This window comes from Cytophagales bacterium, assembly GCA_033344775.1.
Taxonomy (GTDB): Bacteria; Bacteroidota; Bacteroidia; order Cytophagales; family Cyclobacteriaceae; genus JAWPMT01.
The window spans coordinates 628033-650515 of sequence record JAWPMT010000001.1; the positions used below are offsets into that span (position 1 = coordinate 628033).

At 42.6% G+C, this 22483-nt stretch carries 25 protein-coding genes; 12 read left to right on the forward strand and 13 right to left on the reverse strand.

Annotation, left to right across the window (positions count from 1 at the left end; translation table 11 throughout):
• Window positions 1-183 precede the first annotated feature (183 nt).
• The 7 genes from R8G66_02495 to R8G66_02525 form a co-directional block, all read right to left on the reverse strand.
• Window positions 184-816: a peptidoglycan-binding domain-containing protein gene (locus R8G66_02495; protein ID MDW3191197.1), complete on the reverse strand. Its 633-nt coding sequence runs from the start codon at window positions 814-816 to the stop codon at window positions 184-186.
• Window positions 817-818: 2 nt separating this feature from the next.
• A complete protein-coding gene (locus R8G66_02500) occupies window positions 819-1631 on the reverse strand; it encodes a hypothetical protein (protein ID MDW3191198.1) in 813 nt (270 codons plus the stop codon).
• 10 nt (window positions 1632-1641) lie between these two features.
• Window positions 1642-1986, reverse strand: coding sequence for a hypothetical protein (locus tag R8G66_02505; GenBank protein ID MDW3191199.1), 345 nt, complete (start codon window positions 1984-1986; stop codon window positions 1642-1644).
• A 47-nt stretch (window positions 1987-2033) separates the two neighbouring features.
• On the reverse strand, window positions 2034-2363 hold the full coding sequence (locus R8G66_02510; protein MDW3191200.1) for a LytTR family DNA-binding domain-containing protein: 330 nt from the start codon (window positions 2361-2363) through the stop codon (window positions 2034-2036).
• Window positions 2327-2800 carry a hypothetical protein gene (locus R8G66_02515; GenBank protein MDW3191201.1) on the reverse strand — a complete coding sequence of 158 codons (474 nt, stop codon included), beginning with the start codon at window positions 2798-2800 and terminating at the stop codon, window positions 2327-2329. Before R8G66_02515 ends, R8G66_02510 begins: the two co-directional genes overlap by 37 nt.
• Window positions 2797-3279, reverse strand: coding sequence for a Rab family GTPase (locus tag R8G66_02520; protein ID MDW3191202.1), 483 nt, complete (start codon window positions 3277-3279; stop codon window positions 2797-2799). The genes R8G66_02515 and R8G66_02520 overlap by 4 nt, the downstream gene beginning before the upstream one ends.
• A 164-nt stretch (window positions 3280-3443) precedes the next feature.
• Entirely contained in the window at window positions 3444-3830 is a 387-nt protein-coding gene (locus R8G66_02525; GenBank protein ID MDW3191203.1) for a DUF1987 domain-containing protein, read from the reverse strand.
• Window positions 3831-4019: 189 nt separating this feature from the next.
• Between R8G66_02525 and R8G66_02530 the strand changes: the two genes are divergently transcribed.
• The 7 genes from R8G66_02530 (at window position 4020) to R8G66_02560 (ending at window position 12559) form a co-directional block, all read left to right on the forward strand.
• Entirely contained in the window at window positions 4020-6011 is a 1992-nt protein-coding gene (locus R8G66_02530) for a hypothetical protein (GenBank protein ID MDW3191204.1), read from the forward strand.
• 148 nt (window positions 6012-6159) lie between these two features.
• Window positions 6160-7128, forward strand: a complete 969-nt coding sequence (locus R8G66_02535) for a GSCFA domain-containing protein (protein ID MDW3191205.1) — start codon at window positions 6160-6162, stop codon at window positions 7126-7128.
• Between the two features lie 68 nt (window positions 7129-7196).
• Complete coding sequence (locus tag R8G66_02540; protein ID MDW3191206.1) at window positions 7197-9230, forward strand: thioredoxin domain-containing protein; 2034 nt, start codon at window positions 7197-7199, stop codon at window positions 9228-9230.
• Window positions 9193-10047 (forward strand): hypothetical protein, encoded by an 855-nt coding sequence (locus R8G66_02545; GenBank protein ID MDW3191207.1) that lies wholly within the window; start codon window positions 9193-9195, stop codon window positions 10045-10047. The genes R8G66_02540 and R8G66_02545 overlap by 38 nt, the downstream gene beginning before the upstream one ends.
• Window positions 10037-10546 carry a DUF350 domain-containing protein gene (locus tag R8G66_02550; GenBank protein ID MDW3191208.1) on the forward strand — a complete coding sequence of 170 codons (510 nt, stop codon included), beginning with the start codon at window positions 10037-10039 and terminating at the stop codon, window positions 10544-10546. Before R8G66_02545 ends, R8G66_02550 begins: the two co-directional genes overlap by 11 nt.
• A gap of 373 nt (window positions 10547-10919) precedes the next feature.
• Window positions 10920-11738, forward strand: coding sequence for a type II CAAX endopeptidase family protein (locus R8G66_02555; GenBank protein MDW3191209.1), 819 nt, complete (start codon window positions 10920-10922; stop codon window positions 11736-11738).
• A complete protein-coding gene (locus tag R8G66_02560; GenBank protein ID MDW3191210.1) occupies window positions 11735-12559 on the forward strand; it encodes a helix-turn-helix transcriptional regulator in 825 nt (274 codons plus the stop codon). The genes R8G66_02555 and R8G66_02560 overlap by 4 nt, the downstream gene beginning before the upstream one ends.
• A 206-nt stretch (window positions 12560-12765) precedes the next feature.
• On the opposite strand, the gene R8G66_02565 is transcribed toward R8G66_02560, so the two are convergent.
• Window positions 12766-13014 carry a hypothetical protein gene (locus R8G66_02565; GenBank protein ID MDW3191211.1) on the reverse strand — a complete coding sequence of 83 codons (249 nt, stop codon included), beginning with the start codon at window positions 13012-13014 and terminating at the stop codon, window positions 12766-12768.
• Window positions 13015-13107: 93 nt separating this feature from the next.
• Here R8G66_02565 and R8G66_02570 point away from each other — a divergent pair, with 93 nt between their 5' ends.
• Complete coding sequence (locus tag R8G66_02570; protein ID MDW3191212.1) at window positions 13108-13251, forward strand: hypothetical protein; 144 nt, start codon at window positions 13108-13110, stop codon at window positions 13249-13251.
• 39 nt (window positions 13252-13290) lie between these two features.
• Here R8G66_02570 and R8G66_02575 read toward each other — a convergent pair whose 3' ends face one another.
• Window positions 13291-13860, reverse strand: coding sequence for a hypothetical protein (locus tag R8G66_02575; protein ID MDW3191213.1), 570 nt, complete (start codon window positions 13858-13860; stop codon window positions 13291-13293).
• 736 nt (window positions 13861-14596) lie between these two features.
• On the opposite strand from R8G66_02575, the gene R8G66_02580 reads away from it, so the two are divergent.
• A complete protein-coding gene (locus R8G66_02580) occupies window positions 14597-15679 on the forward strand; it encodes a T9SS type A sorting domain-containing protein (GenBank protein ID MDW3191214.1) in 1083 nt (360 codons plus the stop codon).
• A 16-nt stretch (window positions 15680-15695) separates the two neighbouring features.
• Here R8G66_02580 and R8G66_02585 read toward each other — a convergent pair whose 3' ends face one another.
• Window positions 15696-16067 carry a DUF1801 domain-containing protein gene (locus R8G66_02585; protein MDW3191215.1) on the reverse strand — a complete coding sequence of 124 codons (372 nt, stop codon included), beginning with the start codon at window positions 16065-16067 and terminating at the stop codon, window positions 15696-15698.
• A 234-nt stretch (window positions 16068-16301) separates the two neighbouring features.
• Between R8G66_02585 and R8G66_02590 the strand changes: the two genes are divergently transcribed.
• From R8G66_02590 to R8G66_02600, 3 genes are all read left to right on the forward strand, one after another.
• Window positions 16302-18506, forward strand: a complete 2205-nt coding sequence (locus R8G66_02590) for a DUF5916 domain-containing protein (GenBank protein ID MDW3191216.1) — start codon at window positions 16302-16304, stop codon at window positions 18504-18506.
• Between the two features lie 40 nt (window positions 18507-18546).
• Complete coding sequence (locus R8G66_02595) at window positions 18547-18984, forward strand: peptidylprolyl isomerase (protein MDW3191217.1); 438 nt, start codon at window positions 18547-18549, stop codon at window positions 18982-18984.
• A gap of 316 nt (window positions 18985-19300) precedes the next feature.
• Entirely contained in the window at window positions 19301-19861 is a 561-nt protein-coding gene (locus tag R8G66_02600; GenBank protein ID MDW3191218.1) for a DUF2911 domain-containing protein, read from the forward strand.
• Between the two features lie 437 nt (window positions 19862-20298).
• Here R8G66_02600 and R8G66_02605 read toward each other — a convergent pair whose 3' ends face one another.
• From R8G66_02605 to R8G66_02615, 3 genes are all read right to left on the reverse strand, one after another.
• On the reverse strand, window positions 20299-20775 hold the full coding sequence (locus R8G66_02605) for a DUF6495 family protein (GenBank protein MDW3191219.1): 477 nt from the start codon (window positions 20773-20775) through the stop codon (window positions 20299-20301).
• Window positions 20776-20916: 141 nt separating this feature from the next.
• Window positions 20917-21684, reverse strand: coding sequence for an acyl-CoA desaturase (locus tag R8G66_02610; GenBank protein MDW3191220.1), 768 nt, complete (start codon window positions 21682-21684; stop codon window positions 20917-20919).
• 102 nt (window positions 21685-21786) lie between these two features.
• Window positions 21787-22401 (reverse strand): sigma-70 family RNA polymerase sigma factor, encoded by a 615-nt coding sequence (locus tag R8G66_02615; GenBank protein MDW3191221.1) that lies wholly within the window; start codon window positions 22399-22401, stop codon window positions 21787-21789.
• Between the last annotated feature and the right edge of the window lie 82 nt (window positions 22402-22483).

Consider the following 22483-nt stretch of genomic DNA (forward strand, 5'->3'; position numbering starts at 1 on the left):
TATTTCATCACAGCAAAAGCGTTTAGACGTATAACTGCATTATACTTAATGCACGGAATCTCAACTTTAGATAGTATTACTAAGCTTAAGATTCACTTGCCATGCGCCCGGCACTGCACTTCGTTTCGGCCGGAATGACGTCCTATTGAGGAATGATAGAGAAAAAGATAATTAGCGATCCACCTACTTCAAGAACAACAACTCAAATGTTTCTTCATTGATCAAACCTTCTGGATAAATACCCTGATCTGTTTGAAAGGAAATGATTGCATTTTGAGTATCGTCACCAAAAAGCCCATCGAGTTCATGCTCATAGCCCTTTTTGATCAATTGTTTTTGTACCATCCACACGTATCTGGATTGGCCCCCTACCTGAATGCCTTGAATACCTTCCTGATCCTTCAGTAGGTCTAAATTCGCTACTTCAAAACCGGACTCGGCGATGCGTACCTCTTGATTGGTGTGGCCTGTGGCCTTCAGTGTATTAGAAAAAATCAGTTTACGCTCTAGCAACTGAACCCTGGCTGTCAATTCATTCCAATAACTGGCGGCATTGACATCTGCCTGGTTTCCTTCGTCTGGAAAACGAACGTCCAGGCCTTCATTGCGCCACTTTAAACGAGCAAAAGCGCCGATCTCAACGGCCTTGGCGAAGTACTCGTCTACTAATTCCTGATTGTAATAATTGACATCTACTTCATCCGAAATCGCATATTCATATGCAACCGGAGGATTGAATCGGCGAAAATTCTGAAACTGAAAAAAGGCAATCAGTGGCAGCGTCACAATAATTACGATGAATACTAACTTCTTCATGGCTATAGTTTATCGAAGTATTGACTAATCTTTTGAGAGAGTTCTTTGGTCTGCAGGTCAGAGGACTTAAGCATGATTTCTTTCACGAACTGGAGCATCCGATCATTTAGCCGGCTTTTGAAGGCGGTATCCACTACCCCAGCCATGACCACTGCGATGTAGAACTTGCCAAAACTCTGAACATAGATCTTATGCAAGTCATATGAGATCATTTCCAGGGACTGCTTTTCGGTTTCCATGGCATCTTCCACAAATGACTTGATTGCCGTGAGCATTCCCGCCATCATGTCCTGATCAAAGGCACTGTCTCGGGAATAACTGGCCATCACTACGCCACTCTCCTCCTCGATTAGGAAGATCTCCATGATCTTTGGCTCATTAGTGGTCTTCAACAAGAGTTCTGCAAAAGAAACACCCGTCACCGCGGCCTTGATGCGCAACCACAACAAATCAAAAGACAAGGCATCCTGAAATTGTTGATCTATTTTCTCCGATAGGGCCTGGATTTCCTGTTGGATGTACTTTTTGATCATTTGCCCTACGATTGGAAAAAGGGCTTGAACCACATCATCCCTGGACTCTTTGATCTGTACTTTTAATGTAGAGGTGATCGTTGGACCCAGTTTTTCGGGCATGACCTCCACAATTCTGGACATGATCTGATTAAATTCCGATTCCGGCAATTCCCGGTTGGCTAGTTTATGCTCAATCTCCTCATGCGTAGCCTTCAACTGATTGCTCAGCTGCTGATACTTCTCATTCTCTTCTTTGAAAAGTAGTTCTTTGAGGGCCGTTATACCTTGAGGATCTTGCAAGTCCGTTCAGTTATGCTTCCAGTTTTTTGGCGATTGAAACCAGGTAATCTGCCAATTTCTTCTTGTCCACTTTGGTTTCCTGCAGCTTATCCAACCGATTGTTGATCTTCTCTGCGGTTTTATCGATATGCGCCATCATTTTCTCTTCCAGCGCATCAACCTTAGCATTTATTCGGTTTTCGAGATCAGCAGAATTTTGATCTAATTCAGATCGCTGCTTATCAAGCAACTCACGCGTCTCTTTGATATCTCCCCGGTATTCCTGAACGTTCTGTCCAAAAAGTAATTCCCTTACGGCTTCCAGTCGGTTATCCGGCTGCTGCGCATTATCCTGTACTTCTTCTTTGTCGCTCATATGTGTTGGTCTCTTATAAATCTAATGTGTGCTCAAATTTAGTCAGGTCACAATTGACCCATCTTCTCTACCAGATCTGTTTTATAATTTTTTCCAATAGGTAAGGTCTTATCACCAATCAATACACTCAATTGCTCTATGTTCACCACCTTATCAAGGCGAATGATAAATGATCGATGAATACGGAAGAATTGATTCTTAGGCATAGAGGCCTCCATGTTCTTCATCGTGTTGTAAGTCACGTAGATTTTGTCACTGGTATGTACTTTGATATAATCTCCGTAAGCTTCAAGATACAGAATATCCCGCAAGTCAACATTCACCAATAAGTTATCCGCTTTTACGAGAATGAACTGCGAAGACTGATCATCCTGCAATTCGTTGAGAGCTGTTCAAGCGTCTCTTTCTCTTGTTGGATTTTTGTGGTTTCTCTTTGTGCCTTTTTGGCTTGAATTTCAGCTACGTTTCGTTCTTGTTGCAACTCAAAAATACGATCGTATTGCGCGCCAAAATCATAGATAATAAACGCATATTGATCACTACCTTCTTCAACGGGCTTGATGATCATATCATAATGAGAAGTCTTGCCAAAAAGGTCAGTATTGATACATTCGAAGGTCAGTGGGTCATTTATACTCAAATCAACTATCAGTTCCTCCATGCCACTTAAGAAGCTATCCTGAAAAAGATTGAATGAGGAATTGGTTACCTTGACAATGGAGTCATCAGATTCCAGGATCTTTCCCATCCGGTCAAAAATGATGACCTGTGAAAACTTTTCGAAAGGACTGAATTTGATTTCTTTGAGGTTCATAGCATATTCTTTGCCAATTCGATAAAGGAAGCTTCTACATTATCTCCGCTTTTTGCGCTGGTCAATCTAAAAGGAACATTGATTTTGGTTTTTAGGGTCTCCGCCAGTTTTTCATCGATCAAGTCGGCTTTGTTGGCTAAGACTACAAAAGGTGTATCTCTCATGGACTTGTTGATCTCAAACAGATCATTCTCGATGTTTTGGTAGGTTTCCTCCCGTGTGGCATCAAATACATATAAGATACCATGCGCGCCCATGAAATACTTCTTGGGTACTTTGATCATATTCGATTCTCCCGCAATATCCCAGAGCATCATTTTAACAGAAGTCCCATCTATATCAACAGTCTTCTTATCAATCTTCACACCAATGGTGGTCAGGTACTGATCGGAAAACTTCTGGAAAACGAATTGCTTGACAAGGGAAGACTTGCCTACTCCAAAATGTCCGGTGAGGATTACTTTCTTTACTATTTCCATTATATACAAAGCATCTGACACTTTCACCGATAGCCCGGTGGAATGCAGTTCTTAAAAATTGAGGTTGACAGCATGTGCTTATCGAAAGTAATATTTTTCTTAGAAATGATCGTGATATCGAGCATAAAGTCATGATTTTCAGACTATACAAACGATTGAGTTGATCAGGCACTTAAGCGGGGACAATACTCCACAAAGGAAAAAGGCATGTCCAACAAATCGCTGTAGTCCTCTCCTACCTCCAACATATCTTCATCCTCAGGTAGATAATACCAATGAATATAAATCTCAGTCCCTTTAATAGCGAGGGCTTTGATGGCCTTGAACAAATCATACAGACATTTCGAGGAACTGGTATTGAAGTATTCTAACTTGACACGAACTTCGAATTTTCTGGCGGTGACTTCATCCTGGAGTACGGATTTGATCGGATGATAAAAATCAATTGAATTTTCAGGTGAGGATCTTCCAACCATTTTGAGGATTCCTTTGGTTGGGTCCAACAATACTCCTGGAGTAGTTCGTGTGCGCTTGATCTTGATCATTTTCATTTGTTCGAGATTTGACACCAAAACAAATAGCATAAGATTTGGTAAGAGTCACTTCTATACGAAAGCGGCAAAATACTCGGTAATCCTACCAATTTTCCGGTCGGGATATTCAACAAGTGCACATTCATCATTGACACGCATAGGTAGAAATTCCTATCTTGAATAACTGTTCCTAACCAGCCTGAAAAAATGGATAAACGCCACTATCATCTAGAACCTCAATTTGATACTGTAACGCAAGGTCGTGAAGCATTTAGAAAAAGCATTCTCGCTTCCAAATTCCCTCCTTCTTCGGCCCCAGATGTAGACATCAATACCTGGGACGTGCTCATCTATCTGGACTCACTCACTACAGGTGAGCTAGACGAGACCCATGCTAGAATTCTATATTCTGCCGTAGAGAAACTGGTAAAATATGAAAAAACCTTCAACATGTCCATCATTCTTAGGGTGCTATTTCAATTTCCCGATAGGATTAAGAGCGACCTCACGGAAGCATGCAAACAAATGATCCTCAATTGGTCTTTCTGGCCTGATGAGATCATCAAAAACCAGAATTATGGCCGTGACATGTCCACTGAAAATCATTACATGCTCTATGCCAGTAATGGATTGTTAGCTGCCCAGCTTTTCAAGGAAGAGGAGTTTACGGTTACCTACAAAAAGAAAAAGAAGACTAAAACCATCAAGCAAAAAGGAAAGGAAAGGCTTGCTCCCTACACCGGCCGTCTGGAGAAATGGTTGGACTTGCGGTATCAGACGGGATTTAGTGAATACCTGAGCAATGGTTATTACGCTGTGGATGTCATGGGACTGGTCAATGTGTATGATTTTATCGAAGATGAAAGGATCAAACAAAAAACGGCCATGGTTCTGGATGTACTGTTCATGGATATGGCCATGAATCATTGGTACGGAGGCCTGGGAACCACCACAGGCCGGGTATATTTTGATTCGAAACGGACTTTTCACAATCACCGAACACTAACCATTTTCTATCAATGGTTGGGCTATGGATCTGAAAGCAATGCACTGGACCGGAACCGTGGCGGTGTATTCTTCAATCTAACGAACTACACACCGCCGAATGTGTTAAGAAACATCGCTCTGCAAATGTCCGAAGCCAGTGAAATTCAGCAAAAGCAAAGTTGGCACGTGGAGGATGCGAAGAAATATGGTATCAATCCCAAATCTTTAGAGGATGGCCTGCACTTGCTTACGCTAGATGCACAAACGCATCCCAGGGTCATCAAGTTATTCATTAAAATGATGAGCGCCTTCGATTGGTGGAATAATGGTGTTTATAAAGACTTGAAAGGTGCGAAAGGTTTACTTCAACTTTTGAAAGGTATACGATTGGTAGGTATGGTTGCCAGGATCATGATCAAGGACCTGACACGATATTATCGCCCTACAGTTAACACATACAACTACCGAACGGCCGCATACTCACTTTCAACTACACAGGACTATCGCAAGGGGTATGGGGGATTTCAGCAGCAAAGCTGGCAGGCCAACCTGGGTCCCTCAGCACTAGTATTTACGACCAATCCCGCGAAGCTCAAAAAAGCCAGTCCTCCTGACCTTTGGACTGGAGGTGGTGTACTTCCAAGATGTGCCCAGCACAAAAATGTGTGTGTTGCTTACTATAAGATTGAAAAATGGCCGGCTCTGATTGTCAAGAAAAAAATCGAAATGACCCACGCATGGTTTCCCAAAGCGGAATTTGACAAGGTCTTCGAAAAGGATCATTGGCTATTCGGCAAAAAGGGAAATGGCTACCTGGCACTTTGGAGCCAACAACCTTATCAGTGGCAACAAGAGGGCGATTACAAAGACCAGGAAGTCATAGCCGCTGGTAAAGAGAACACCTGGATCTGCGAACTTGGTGATCAAGAAAGCTGGGGTTCTTTCGATGATTTTGTGGCTGCTATATCGAATGCGAAAGTTGCTAAACGTGGCGATAGCGTAGAATATCTATCCCCTTCTATTGGTAAAGTGGTTTTCGGTTGGAATGGAGACTTTGAAGTAAAAGGCCAGCGCGTCGACCTTCATCCGCCTTACCGATATGACAATCCCTGGATTCGGGTGCTGGACCTTACCAAAGGATTCAAATTGGCTTTGGGTGGGTCAGAATTAGTGCATGATTGGAAAACATTGAAAAGGGAGGTTGTGGAGTAACCCTTCAAGCGCCTCAAAGTTCCCCTTACTCTAGCTTGCGTCTGAGCCTCCTCAAACGCAATCACAATGCAAGTTTGTTGGGACACAAACTTGGGCAATTAAATGTAGAACAATCCCTTAACTTGCACTTGCAATCAATTTAGGCTGCATGTTCAAACTCAACTTTGACATTCCACCACTTTCTAAGAAGATTGACCTGAAGGACTCTATCCTGATGTTGGGTTCTTGCTTTGTGGATTCAATCGGAGCATATTTACACGATCACAAGTTTGAAGTTTCTGTAAATCCATTGGGCACTTTATTCAACCCTATTTCGATCTTCAATTCCTTGAACATCACCTTGGGTAAACAATCTATGCAGCCTATCCAACAACGAAATGATCTCTTCTTCTCTTGGGATACACATTCCCGTTGGTCCGCAAAAAGCAAAGGTGATTTACAAAGCGCGTTAGCTTCGGAATTCAAAGTCATTGCATCGCATATCAAAAAAGCGCAATGGATCATGATTACGCTGGGCACCGCACATGTTTATGAATGGAACGCTTCCGGTCAAATCGTCGCTAATTGCCACAAATTTCCACAACAGGATTTCAGTAAACGACTCTTGTCTGCAGAAGAGATTTCGCAAGCATTTCATGAGACGCAAGCACAAGTAAAAGCCATCAATCCAGAGGTACAATGGCTATTAACCGTAAGTCCTGTCCGACACATCAAAGATGGACTGATCGAGAACAATCGGAGTAAATCCATATTGATCCAATCGATATCAGCAATGGTTCATGAATTTGATCACTGCCATTATTTTCCGGCTTACGAAATCATGATGGATGAATTGCGGGATTATCGATTTTACAAAGAGGACATGATCCACCCCAACGACCAGGCCATTCGCTACATCTGGGAAGCTTTTCAGGAGGCCAGCCTCAATGAAAGAACAAAGGTTTTTTGTGACCGCTGGAGCAAATTGCTGTCCGCTTTAAGACACAGACCAATACATTCAGGCAGTACAGACCATCAATTATTTCTGAATGCAACCCGAAGGAAACTCAAGGAGTTGGAAAATATGGTCGATATTACAGCCGAGTTGGAAATAATAGACGCACAGATTCAAGCATGATGAGGAACATTTCCTTTTTAGCCATCCTTTTACTGATAACTTGTTGTAACGGACAAAGCGACCGAAACATGAACGGAATCCCTGAAGGAAAAAACAGACTATACAACGCGACCAGCCCCTATTTGCTGCAACATGCGGATAATCCGGTAGACTGGTATCCCTGGGGTGAGGAAGCGCTGCAAAGAGCTAAAACAGAAGACAAACCGATCCTTCTTAGCATCGGCTATTCCTCCTGTCACTGGTGTCACGTGATGGCTCATGAGTCGTTTGAAGATACGGCGGTAGCCAGGGTCATGAATGAAAATTTCATTAACATCAAACTGGATCGCGAAGAGCGTCCGGACATTGATCAGATTTACATGGATGCTGTACAAGCCATGGGCCAAAATGGAGGTTGGCCCTTGAATGTATTCATTACACCAGATCAAAAGCCCTTTTTCGGTGGTACTTATTTCCCAACAGACCGGTGGATGGATATTCTGGAGGCTGTAACCAAAGCTTTCACTGAAAACCGAGATAAATTGAATCAGTCGGCTGAAGAGCTGGCAAACATTATAAGCGCCAGCGAAACAGATAAATATGAACTAGTTGAAGACGAAAACGCCATATCGAGAGATGACATTGATAATGGTTATCTAAGGCTCGCTGCCAACTTCGATCCGCGTTGGGGTGGCATGAAAAAGGAACCCAAGTTCCCCATGCCTTCACTGTGGCAATGGTTATTGAGCTATGGCCAACTTTCCGAAAACTCGGAAGCTACTGAACACCTTTTGTTCACCCTGGATAAGATCGCAGCTGGTGGCATTTACGACCAGATTGGTGGTGGATTTGCGAGATATTCTGTGGATGATGAATGGCATGTCCCCCACTTCGAAAAGATGCTCTACGATAATGGACAATTACTTTCACTATACGCTAATGCCTATAAAATTGAAGCCCGTTCGCAGTATCTGGAAGTGATGGAAGAAACCATGGGTTGGCTGGAACGTGAAATGCTGGACAAATCCGGAGGTTTCTACGCAGCTCTGGATGCTGATAGTGATGGCGAAGAAGGCAAATTCTACGTTTGGTCCATGGAAGAAATCGAGGAGATTGCAGGAGACCAGGCGGAATTGATCAAAGCCTATTATGATGTGCAACCTAAAGGCAACTGGGAACATACCAATGTGCTTCGAAGATTAAATTCAAACGAAGAGATCATCGCTCAATTCAACATTGACCAGGCACAGTTGAAATCAGTGCTTGATAAATTCAAAGCGGATGCATTAAAAGAACGCGCTAAAAGAATACGACCTGGTCTCGATAGTAAGCTAATCTCCGGATGGAACGCCTTGACTTTATCAGGTTTGACGGAAGTCTACATCGCTACAGGATCACCTAAAGCCCAAACACTGGCTCAAAACCTGGCTCAATTCATGATGAATGAATTGATTGTGGATGGTAAGTTATTGCACACCAGCAATCAACAAATTCAAGGCTTTCTGGAAGACTATGCCGCACTGATCCAAAGTTTCATCCGATACTATGAAGGTTTTCAGGATGAAAAATTCCTACAGATGGCGAAACAGTTGACGGATAAAGTGATTGAAGAATTCTACGATGAAGAAGAAGGTCTTTTTTATTACACCTCCAGCTCTGCCGAAAGCCTGATCGCTCGAAAAAAAGATGTCTTCGACAATGTAATCCCAAGCTCTAACTCAATTATGAGTGAAAACCTCTACAAATTATCCGTGATCTTCGACGATGAAAAACTGAGAGACATTCATCAAAATGTTACGAACAAAGTAAAAGGGCTTATCAAAACGGAATTGGAGTATACCAGTAATTGGGCCCTGACATCCACGGCTAAGCTGAGCAAACAACTTGAAATAGTAGTGATCGGTGCAGATCATCAAGCTTATGCGATGGAGTTACAAAAGACATTTCGACCCAATCAGGTGACGATGGCTGCCAATGAAGCGACCGAACTTCCGTTGATGGAATATAAGACCACCAGAGAAGGAGAAACGACCATTTACGTTTGCTCGGAAAAGGTTTGCCGACGCCCTGTAACCTCCATTGAAGATGCAGAGAGAGAAATCGCAACGCTCCTTAATCGCTAGATTATTCAGGTTTATCTGGCGGCTGATCAAGACCATCATTTATACCTTTTTCTTTTTTGTGGCTTTGTTCATCATTATTGTGATTTATCAGACTTCACAGGCTACTGATGAACCCTTTTATGATGCCAGTGCACAAATAGCAGGGACTGAAGATTACCTACATGCACGTTGCTGGAGAGGCCTTCAAAACAGCAATAAGTACTGCATGAAATATGAGTCAACAGCAGCATTGAATGTGGCATTTTCGGAACGAAGAAATCAACTGGAAGTTCCACGCGAGTACTGGTCCACGGATAATGGCTATTGGGGCTACATCTATCAGGAGTTGCTTCGACAAAACAATGAAGCGGTGGACTACATTGCAGACTCCCTGATCAACCTCGCACAAGATAAGGAACTCCATCGATCGGCCATGGCAGACCTGATCGTTACTTTCGTACAAGACATTCCCTATGTGTTGATCAACAACAAACCTTGTGAAGCAGATTATCAAGGGCCTTGTCGCTCCGATGAATTATATGGCATTCTTTCACCTTATGAGTTTCTGTATTCACTGGAAGGAGATTGTGACACACGAAGTGTATTGCTTTATGCCTTGCTAAAACGTGCAGGCTTCCACCCCATCATCATGGTAAGTGAAGAATATGCCCATGCCATGATCGCGTTGGATGTTGCCGCTACTGGTGACTACATTGAATACAAGCGTCAGAAATTCTATTTTTGGGAAACCACTTCTCACGGATGGAAGCCTGGCATGTTGCCACCTGATAGCAACAACAAAGATTACTGGAAAATCGCCCTAGCCCATGAACTTTAACACTGCATTAATCGGCCTGATCGAGATCGTCTCCGCGATAAGTATTGGCGTGTTTATTCTTCTCTTGACTTACAAGATTCTAAAATGGATTGGCCGAAGGTATTATGACATTCAACATAAAAACCTGGCATATAGCATCTTCATGGCGGCGATGATGTTTTCCGTAGGCTATATGGTCAGCGGAGTAATTGCGCCATTGATCTCGAGCTTCCGACTGCTCAATATTGACAATGCCTTTTTACTTACCGTGACTTTCATTGGCAGAGGTGCACTATATGTAGGTATTTCTTATGTATCAGCATTGTTGATAGGCTTACTCAGCACCACCCTTTACACCCGCATGACGCCTATTGATGAGTTCGCCGAGATCAAGAATAATAATGTGGGTGTTGCATTGATCGTGGCAAGTATCATCATTACCCTTACCCTGCTTTCTAAAGATGGCGTGGCTTTGATTCTGGAATCGATTACACCGTATCCTGATTTACCTCCGAGGTAAGAGACTATTGAATCAAAATTCATAATTCCTATCTTACATGAAAAATCCAATGATTATGAAAAAGAAACTCACAAAGATCAACTTGAAGCAAATGCAAACTATCAAAGCTGGTGCTGAACCGGGATTGATGGTGAAGTGGAGATATTAATTTACCCACTGTAAAAAAACCAATTGGTCGCAATTTCATTGCGACCAACACCTTGAGTTGTACTTCCCAGAACACCTATTTTTCAAAGTCCGATTGAAAGATCAATCGCTTTAAAATACCCCTCCATTCCCCATATTCCTACATTTTCATAAGTGTCGCCTGAGTGTCCGGTGCATTTTCAATCATTTATTCGTTGGCTAATCTACCCTTGCCAGAAAAAAGAAAATGACACTAAAATTCAAATCAAGTATCTCCGCTTTGTTCGTACCGCTGGCTTATATGACTGTCCTGGTTACTTTATCTGCGTTTCCATTAGGGTTCTCCATATTTGAAGGTCGAGTTGCATATTCTTTCCTCGGAGTGGCAATTGCCTTTGGTATTATATTGATAGTGATCAAACGGGAGAAAGCGACATTTCGCAATTATGAACTCTATCTCGACAAAGGCACTTACGGTCGGTTCATACAGGGTTTCCTATGGTCCATACTTTTAGGTGGAGGAATGATTCTGATCCACATGTATTACAGTGGTCTTCAATTCACGGTCAATAGCGATCATTGGCAAATGTTTATATTGATGTCGCTGACCCTGATTCCTTACGCATTTATTGAAGAACTGATCTTCAGATCTGTCTTATTGACCAGACTGAACAAAACTTATAACATCTGGGTAGCACAGATCGTGATTGCCATCCTGTTCGCACTCTACCACGTTGTTGGGGTTCAAGGTCAGTCATTAGCTTCCGCATTCATGGGGCCTGGTATTTGGTCTTTCATTTTTGTAGCGCTGGCACTGAAATCCAATGGCATTTCAATGCCTACTGGCTTTCACTATGGCCTGAATCTGGTACTAGCCACGATTGGAGACAAGAGTTGGATCCCAGGATTATTGACGGTAGATTTTATAGCCCCTCCGACAACTTCCGAGCTACAGGCACATGAAACATTTGGATTAATATTACATTTATTGTTATTGGTCATCGGTATCGCTGCCACCGTCTACCTGCAAAAGCAAATGTCTTCCAACAAAAATCAACCTTCATGATCCAACAGCCGGCATTAGGAAAACGAATATTGGAATTGAGAAAAGCTGTAGACATTACCCAGGAAGAATTGAAAGACAAATGCCATGTGAGTGTAAGAACGATTCAGCGCATTGAATCGGGTATAGTGACACCACGTCTGTCCACCATCAGGATATTGATTGAAGCATTAGGAGAAAACCCGGAGGACTGGCAATCCTCCGGTACCTCCAATACAACTTTGGGTTTCATTAAAGGCATGCTGCTTATCAATACCTCTGAAGATCACCTTAAACAATCATTTCAGTCTGCATGGATCTTTGGTATTGTGTATTTGTTGCTGTTTTTGGTCAGTGTCGGAGCCAATGCACTACCCGAAGAACATCTACTGCATGCTCCAATGACCCTCTTACCGGTCTATGTTCTGATGATTATCGCCTTTGCTGGGTTCATGCGGGGCTATGTCGTCCTGGCAAAATTATTTGAGATTCAGCTATTGAAAACAGGCAGTTACCTCTACGTGTTTTTTGTGGCGCTCGCTTTGTTGGCCGATATGTTGGAAATATCTTTTTCAAGCCTTGAAGAATCCTCTGGTTTATTCTCCTTTTTCACCCTGATGCTGATCGGTACGGCTTCTGTCATCTTCGGCATGGGGTTACTCCGACTACAAGATGGCATGGGGCGTCTGGCCAAGGTGTCGGGAAGGCTGGAAATTGCATTCGGTCTCTCCTACTTAAGTATCATTCTTTCCTTTGTGGGATTGGTTTTACTCGGCCCGGTGCTTGTGCTAGAGATCGTGTTGTTAGCCAAAGCTGATCAGCAGGTGAGGAAGGGGCAGTTGTAGTCTTTTTTAATGGCGTCATCCCATGTTCAAATTCGTCTTTCCGGCGAACATAAAGGCGCTTTCTTTTAGGTTCTACATCTAATATTGATCTGCCGGAATCTCATAGATTTTAGTAGTTGCTCCATTTATGAGATTCCGGTGCATCAACCTTGCAGTGCTTTTCAGATCAGATTCGTTACTATGATGACCGGAATGACGGATAAAAATCAATGTTCCAACTCTACCCTCGACTCGGAATACAGATCATAAGCAGCCAGCACTTCTTCGGATTGCGGACTAACATACATATTCAGATCTGCTCTTTCGAAGAGGTATACCGGCCGAAAATCCTCTGTGTATTCATCCCAGATGACGAGCATGTACTGATAACCCAACTTATGGTCACGGCCATTTTCAAGCCAGGTCTCAAATAATGATTCGTCCAGTGAACGTTGGGAAGTTGAGGATTCAAACATGTATCAAATGACTAATTCGAGTACCGTCTTTTTTACAATTCGGCAATGTGTGCAAAAATCAATGGTTATATTGAATAACCAAATATTCAGCCCATGATCCAGCTCATTTTCTCCACCATTCTTTTACTCTCCGCCAACTTCGCCACATTAGATGCCCATCCAGATACTGATCAGGACACCAAAATCCTAAAGCGACTGGATGATGGACAGCCTCTGGTCGAGCCACCAGGAAACTAGTAAGGCCCTTTGTGAACTGCTAAAAAACCTTAAATTTTATCACTTATCCTGCTGCGTGGTATCTGCGTGATCTAGCTGTGATTCAAAGGCCAACATGCGGTTCATGTATTTGGCTACCTCCTGATCCATTTTCCACCGAACCATACCCCACTGGACCTCATTGAGATTAGCTTCAGCACTACTGATGGCTACGCCATTACCTTTCTCCTCGATCATTCGTCCATAGCGCGCACTTCGCTCGTATTTCTTGAAATTGAATTCTGAGAAAGTACATGTAATGGAGGAGCCATTATCCCGGAGATGAATTTTGTATCTGATCTTAGCGAAAGGTCGGTTTCCAACGGCAGCGCGTTGAAATACCCGGAAAGACATGTCTAAAGACGCTTCGTCCCCCTGCATTTTCATCTTGTTCTTCTTGGGCTGAATGGCCTCGGCAATAGACGCCAGAGATCCTGAATAGGTATTGAGCTTAATGGAAAATTCTCCATCAGGGTGATCCAGAATAGACTGTACGTGTGGGAAATGCTGTGCATAGGCAGCTGGTACGACCATAAGCAATACAAGCACCATGTACAGCCTCAAGGTAGGGGTGATTTGAGGTGACATCATTGGGTATTTTTGGGGTAACCTCAATTTCGGATAATTTGTTTTTAAAACAAAACAAATCCTTACAAGGGTTCTCTTAGCATGGCGAATGGAGTTGAAAAGGGCACACAGGACCCAAGTCTAGACGTAAAACATCTCTTTTATCATTCTTCGATAGGCCTTGCACACATTTCGAATAGCTCACAAAATGCTATTCACTCTGACATTCGGGCATTTTTAAATATTTCCAGCTGGTCGAAAAAAGTCTTAAGCTTCTCCGAAAAGAGCTCTTTAGTCATGCAAAGCACTGCAATGTCCTCAGATTGATCATTTTGACTGAAAATTTGTTTGCTAGTCGCCTTTATCTCAGCTATGAGTACATTAGGAAGCGATATCATTGGATCAACCATGAAGTTCAAGTAGAATAAAATTTTACGATTGTAGATATACTCAACAGTCCATTGTTCATCGATCCACCATTCTGACCGGTTAACGATCGAAGTAACTTACCACTTCTTAAGCGTAAGGCCTGATTCAATGTGATCCTTAAAACTCCTGTTTTTCATTAAACTCCATATAAGATTGTACTTCCATAAGCCCCATATCAGGTTTGTAAAATATTGCCTTATTGCTGTTTTTCAAGTGACTTACTACTGATTTCGAAAAGCATCAATTACTGGTTTGGTGAACAAAATCAGCGAAATGATGTAACTTCCCATCGCTTAATTTCTTGCTACGTACCCACCAACACAACACAGGTATGACAACCCTGAAACAACTCACCATTCTATTGGGCTTAATTCCTTTTACTTTCAATGCAATTGCTCAAAGTGGCTATGATGATTGCTCAGATGCGGTTAACAACCTCATTATCCAAGGGCAATCCTATAGTTGGGATACAGGTGCCGCAACGGGAGAAGACATCTCCGGAGGTGGATCCGGGTATTTCGAATGCGGTGAAGGAGATAACCCTGAAAACTCCGTTTATTTCTATTTTCAGACCAATTCCACAGGTGGAGACATTACCCTCAATATTACCAATGCTAATATTCCCGGCAGTTGTATCCTTGGTACTAATCCAACCGATGGCTTCACGGTTTCCGTCTTTGAGGATGCAACTCCCTGTGATAATAACGCCGACGCTGCTACCGATTGCCAAAGTTTTGATAATTGCGATGGCCAGCCCATCAATTGGTTCAATACTTATAATGGTTTAGCTGCTAACACCACCTACATAATTCAAATTGATGGTGGACTGGGCGCCACAGGAGGAACTGCCACAGGCAACCTTTCTGTGACAGGGAACATAACGCTACCGGTAACCTGGTCTGGCTTTGATCTGACCAATCTGAAAAATGAAGGTGTTCAAATCTCATGGCAAACTGCCACCGAAAGCAACAATGATTTTTTCACTGTGGAACGGTCTCTCGATGGTATTGAATGGGAACAACTTTTTTTCGTAGATGGTGCGAATAACAGTATCACTTCAAAAAACTATTCCATTATTGATCATTCACCAATCATGGGGTGGTCGTATTACCGCATCAAGCAGACAGATTTTGATGGCCAATTTGAATATACAGGTATCAAAAGCAACCTGATGGAAGAACAAATAGCATTGAACTTCTACCCCAACCCTACCAAAGACTATTTAACCATCACAGGCAAAACTTCAGAAATATCGGATGTTGCTATTTATAATTCCGTAGGTCAAAACATCATGAATAGCATCCCAGTTAGAAAACACGACAGCAAACAAGTGGAGCTCAACCTGATTGCTCTTCGTGTTGGTAATTACTACCTAAAAACAAAAGAATCAGGACATATCATTAGAAAAAGGTAATAAGACAGGCACCAACTCAGCATCCTATGTCTTTCCCTGCTTTGCGTTTTTCCAACGCCACTTGGATGAAGGTCCTTAGCTTTTCCACTTCGTTGGTTTTCCTGATACGTATGCACCCTTTGCCCATATTGAATCCTTGCAAGCTCTCTCCCGAAGCATCAACCTTCTTCGTGTCACCTACATAAAAGCTGACGTAATTGGCTTGTGCATTGAGATTAAATACAGTCCCTCTTTCATCCGCGAAACTGAGCATCTTGTATTCAATCCCAGGTTGCAGTTGGGGACCTTCTTCTTCCAATAGTTTCCAGACCTGGATCACTTTTTCCTTTCTCCAGTCCTCCTCTAATATATCGAGGTACTCTTGTGGGGTGTTGACTTGGTATTGCATGCTCCAATATAATTCTAATTAGCCATGAAACCGGGTTCAAATATCAATTCATATTTATAATCATGGATATGCAATTTACCGATGAATGAGATTCCCAACGCCGATTTTGGTTATGTGAAGAAAACTTGGAATTACTTCAGCTGGGAATGACGGTCAAAGACACCTCCCAAAAACACAATCAACCAATAAAAACATTTCGATAGAGACGACTTCAATAAATTCTAACTTCGCGGTGTGAAGGCACTTTTTACTACGATTGTTTGTATTGCATTTCTATTTCAGGGAAAGGCACAGGAAGGCTATTCTATCAACAGAGCAGCAGGCACGATCACCATTGATGGCGTACTGGATGATGCCGGCTGGACCAACGTTACAAAAGCCAGTAACTTCACCCAGTATTTTCCTTACGATTCCATACCGGCAGAAAGTGCAACGGAATTCATGATCACATACGATGATCAATTCCTGTATTTCGCGGCAAAAATGTACAATCTAAAGGAAGATAGGGATTATGTAGTCAGTTCACTACGACGAGATTACCGGGGCAACCTGGACGGAATAACTCTGGTCTTGGATCCTTTTCAGGACAATACCAACGCCTTTCAATTTGGCATTAATCCATACGGCGTTCAGCGGGAAGGTTTGATCTCGAACGGTGGTCAACGTGGAAATGATCTTTCGCTTTCCTGGGACAACAAATGGTATGCGGAGGCGCGACAAGAAAAAGGTTACTGGACCGCTGAAGCGGCCATCCCGTTCAAAACCCTGCGTTTCAAAGAAGGCCTGGACAAATGGAACATCAACGTCTATCGGATAGATACCCAAAATGGGGAGCGATCTACCTGGGCACCTATTCCCCGAAACTTCATACTCCTGTCATTGGCATTTATGAAGGAATTGCAATGGGATGAACCACTCAAAAAACCCGGCGCCAATGTTTCAATCATCCCTTATCTAGCAGGAGGTGGCACCCAGGATTTTGATGCCGATGACAACACAATCAATGGTAATAGCGCCATTGGTGGCGATGCTAAAGTTGCCCTCGGCCCTGGTCTGAATCTGGACCTCACCGTAAACCCAGATTTCTCCCAGGTAGAATTAGATGAACAGGTGACGAATCTGGACCGATTCGAATTGTTTTTCCCGGAAAGAAGACAGTTCTTCCTCGAAAATGCCGACCTCTTTCAGGACTTTGGTCACCCCTTCCTTGCCCGCCCCTTTTTCTCAAGAAGGATTGGCATTGCCAGGGATACGGCCACGGGTGTCAACCTGCAAAACAAGATCCACTATGGTGCAAGACTCAGTGGCAAACTAGACAACAATACCCGAATTGGTTTACTGAACATGCAGGCGGCCAAGGATGAGAGTATCGGATTACCAGCGCTGAATTACACCGTGGGTGTCGTACAACGAAAAATATTTGCCCGATCTAACATAGGCGCCATTTTCGTCAATAAAGAAAGCTTTCAAAACAATAGCGAACTGGATACGGCCAATCGCTACAATCGCGTCGTTGGTGTAGACTATAACATCTTGTCCGCAGATGGCAAATGGAATGGAAAGATGTTCTTCCATAAGTCATTCGATAATGACAAAGAGGATGACAGCTTTTCACAAACGTCGTGGATCAGCTATCAGTCGCGCAACTGGAATTTCTCCTGGGCTCATGTTTATGTGGGAGAAAACTACAATGCCGAAGCTGGATTTGTTCCTCGAACAGGGTTATTCCGAATCAATCCAGACCTGGGATACAGCATCTTTCCTTCTTCCGGGCTGTTCACCAGCCATCGATTTACGGCACAGACGGAATTCTTTTGGAATAAGGAGCGTGTAACGGATAGGTTATTTGGAATTGACTATGAGGCCAACTTACTCAATACCAGTCGCTTCCAGGCTGGCTTTTCTCGGACTTACACCTACCTACAAAACTCGTTCGATCCAACCAGAACCGATGGCCAAGAATTAGCTGAAGGCACCTTTTATACGTATGACGTGTTCTCCTTCAATTTCAGATCAGATGCCCGAAAACTATTTTCCTACACCCTTCAGGGCCAACTGGGCCAATACTTCAACGGTTCACGGTACAACCTTCGCACCACCATCAACTATCGTTTCCAGCCTTATGTGGCCATTCGGTTGAATATTGATTACAACCGCATCGAGCTACCTGATCCTTACAACGATGCAGACTTATTCCTCATCGGCCCACGATTCGATGTGACGCTGACCAAAAAGATCTTTTTCACCAATTTCATTCAGTACAACAGTCAACTGGATAATGTCAACATCAATGCCCGATTCCAATATCGATACGCCCCCGTATCGGATCTTTTTATTGTCTACACCGACAATTACAACACCGATCCGCTGAACGAAAATGGCTGGTCACCTGTTAATCGCGCATTGATCCTGAAACTTACTTATTGGTTCAACCCATAGTTTGCAGGAAAAAAATTAATATCGCGTATAATTTTAGCATATGAAAACGGCAGAAATACAAACTGGAAAAGGAACAATGAAGATTGAATTCTTCGAGAAAGATGCTCCAAACACAGTACAAAACTTTATTGACCTTGCTGAGAAAGGCTTTTATGATGGATTGACGTTTCACCGAGTGATCCCCGATTTCGTAATTCAGGGTGGTTGCCCTAGCGGAACAGGAACCGGAGGCCCTGGTTACTCAATCGATTGTGAGCTAGATGGTGACAACCAGTATCATGATCGTGGAGTACTTTCTATGGCACACGCAGGAAGAAACACGGGTGGATCCCAGTTCTTCATCTGCCACAGCAGACAAAATACAGCACACCTGGACCGAAATCACACCGTATTTGGTAAAGTAGTAGAAGGCCTTGATGTCATTGATCAAATCCGCCAGGGTGATACCATGAACAAAGTGGTTATCTCCGAAGGATAAAAATTCGAATATTATATTGAGCTTGTCTTGTTTCGGCAGACAAGCAATTAGCAGGATTAAGTCAAACGACTTAATCCTTTTTTATTTATTCAAGTCTCAGGCTTGAAAGCATCAGAAAGTTTCAGTTTCAAACGGAAACCAGAAACAGGGTATTATCATTTGCTTTTTGCAGACATTCTTCCAAATACCACTAAAATCCAGCTTTCATGTAAAGTCGAATCGGCTTTCTTCTATTAACTTACAGGTATTCAACCTTAGAAAATCTCTGGAATTAATTTGGTTTCATATTGGTTCAACAGAGGAATACGAGTTATAGATGTTAAGAAAAATACTGATCGGATTTGGGGTTGTGATCCTCGCATTTGGCATTTATGTTGTGTATTTGTCACTGACAACCAAAAGCCACAGTCCAGCGGAACAAGCCATTTTCAAGTCTGAAGCCCTGGATCTCACCGTTCGTTATTGCCGTCCTTATATGAAGGACAGGAAAGTGTTTGGTACCTCCTCTGAAGACGTCATTGTACCTTATGGCGAAAAGTGGCGTGCGGGAGCAAATGAAGCCACAGAGATCAAACTGAATAAAGACTTGATTGTTGGTGATCAACTATTGCCGTCTGGCACTTATTCTGTTTATTGTATTCCTGAAAAAGAATTTTGGACGGTTGTGTTCAATTCACGAACCAATTACTGGGGAGCAAGTTTTCTAGGAGATCCTTTCAAGGAGGAATATGACGTGTTGCGTGCACGGGCAGAAGTGTCAGACTTATCTGCGGATGTCGAACAATTCGGCATTGCACTTCAGCAAAGTGGAGAGAGAACCGTAGATATGACCTTTGCTTGGGAAAAGACACAGGCCTCTCTCACCTTCACCTACTAAGCATTGCTTGAGAGCAATCTTATAGCTGGAGGAATTACACAGCTGGAAATTAGAAGAGGACCATAAGTCCCCTTCTATTAAGAGTGTTTTTAGGCAGCGGTGTGATTCTTAAGGTAATTTTCACACTGCTCTTTCGAGCCCGTGTATAGAATATTACTCTTGTCTTTGATTACTACGAATGAATCCCAAGTTTTATCAAACTTGATCTTCATCTTTTCTTTGTTAGAATTAAAAATGTTAAACATAAAAGGCTAGTCAGGAATTTCATTGAGTGCAAGTTGTCTCAAAGGCACTTCACAATCCTGCCAAAACACTTCACATTCCTACCAAAATAACGTTAAAACGTATGATTTGATCGATAAATGAAACTTTTTAAGGCGCTTAACCCGGAGTTATTTAGTGAAATTTGACACCAAATGCACACCAGTTGCACCCTATTAGTTTACTAAAAGAAGGCAAAATTTCTTGTAGAGATCTCCATTTGTGCGCTGACATCCCTGTTGCATCATCTCAAAAACTTCCAATTCCCGGACTTTCGAATATGGCTTTCGAGAATCATAAACAGAAAGCGCCGCGCTGTTTTGGAAAATCTCTTGCAAGGGCATTTTCATGAAATCAAAAGCGGTGCCTGGCTTCGCTTCTACACCCACCAATACAATTTCATTTTGCTGACAATGAAACGTCTTGATTCCCGAAGGTTCCCAATATTCCAGAAATTGCGTCTTGCGCATGATCCCTTCAAATACCACATCACTAAAAAGTACCATCATTTGCTCCGCCTCGGCCTTTTGTTTTTCTTTCATTTCCTGCCAGTCTGGTGCTGTGATCCCATTGACGACCAAAAAGTCAACAAATTCTTTTTCCAGGGCCTGCAATTCTTCTGAGGTAAGTACGCGGTATTTGGGTGATTTCAAGGGAATATTTTTGGGATGCAAATATGGGATGAATTGGTAAGTAAGATGAGAAGGAAACAAAAAAAAGGCACTCCAATCGGAATGCCTCTGTTTTTATATTCTGCGTCTTGACAAACGCTATTTATCTAATATCTACATGGCTTAAGCAGCTTGCTTAATTTCTTCTGTAGGGACATTCTTTTCTTTCAACTTGATCACACCGATCTTGTCCAATAACAAAATCATGATATAAGTAGGGTCAATCTCATGCCAACGGATGCCGCCAAAGTTGGGTCTTGAACCGAATTTGTGGTGATTGTTGTGATAGCTCTCTCCCATCATCAGGAAATCCACTGGCAAGAAGTTTCTTGAAGTATCACCTACTTCATAGTTTCTGTACCCGTATTTGTGCGCAAACCAGTTGATAATTGCCCCGTGAATTGGACTAAGTGCAAACTGCGCAGGCAACAAAAACCACAACCATAATTGATCTGCAAACAAATAATATACACCTACATAAACAGCACCCCAAAATACTCTCGAAGGCCATGAACGAGCAAATTTGTCGAAAGGAGTCCATTCAGGAACGCCATCTGTAAAACGCTTGTCCACTTCAACTTTCTTGTTTGCGATAGCCGAATAAGTAGTTTTTGTCTTCCACATCATTTTCCAGATGCTCTCATCGTATTTAGGAGAATGAGGATCTTGTGGTGTATCGGCATACGCGTGGTGCATACGGTGCATGACCCCATAGCCATAAGCGCTCAGGTAATTAGATCCCTGAAAGATCCATGTTAAAACGAAAAAGACCTTCTCCATAAATGGACTCATCGTAAAAGCTCCATGAGAAGCATATCGATGTAGGAAAAAGGTCTGAAAGAATAAACTCAAATACCAGTGTGCGATAAAAAAGGTAAGAATAACTTCCATTCGGTCGGTTTACTTGTTTATAATATCAAACTCAAAGCCAACGCATCATGCGTTTATATGATCAGGACAATCGACTTTCTGAATTGTGACAGAAATTTGAAATTATTTTTTTCTTTTTTCAAGCAAATCCGATTTCAACTCGCTGATCAGGTCCGATAACTGCCCCAAATTACAGGCTTCCTGAAAGGGTTTGGGCAATTTGACGGACAGAGAAAGGTCCAGATTGATTTTGGGCATTTCCGCATTGAGCTTCAATTTAGCCCTACTAAATATTTGTCGACAATTGTCCTTGCTCTTCCCAACGATATCCTGCAGGTCATCATATTCAAGGTTGAACAATTCTCGCAAGACATAGATAGCTTTCTCTGCTGGCTCGAGCTTTCTAGCCATTACTCGCCAGGCTGCAGCGAGTTGCCCTTCTTTCTCATGACTCAACAGTTCTTGTTCATCAATGACCCCTTCCGCTTCCATTTCCAGATCTTCCAATCCGTTTTCAGTCAACCGTTTGCCTGAACCCTGAAGGAAATTCAGGCAGTTGTTGGTCAACATCCTTACTAGAAAAGCTTTGGTATTTCTGATCTTGGATGTATCGATAGTGAGCCATTTGAGGAATGTATCATGCACTAAATCCTCCGCATCCGCTATAGAACCTAGCATGCGATAGGCAATAGCATATAGAGTCGGCTGATATTGCGCTATGATCTGTGCTTCGCTCACGTGACAAATATACTTCCTGATTAAACGTTTTCAAATATAACCTGCCTGACACACCTTTGGTTTTGTCTGAAATAGACGACAT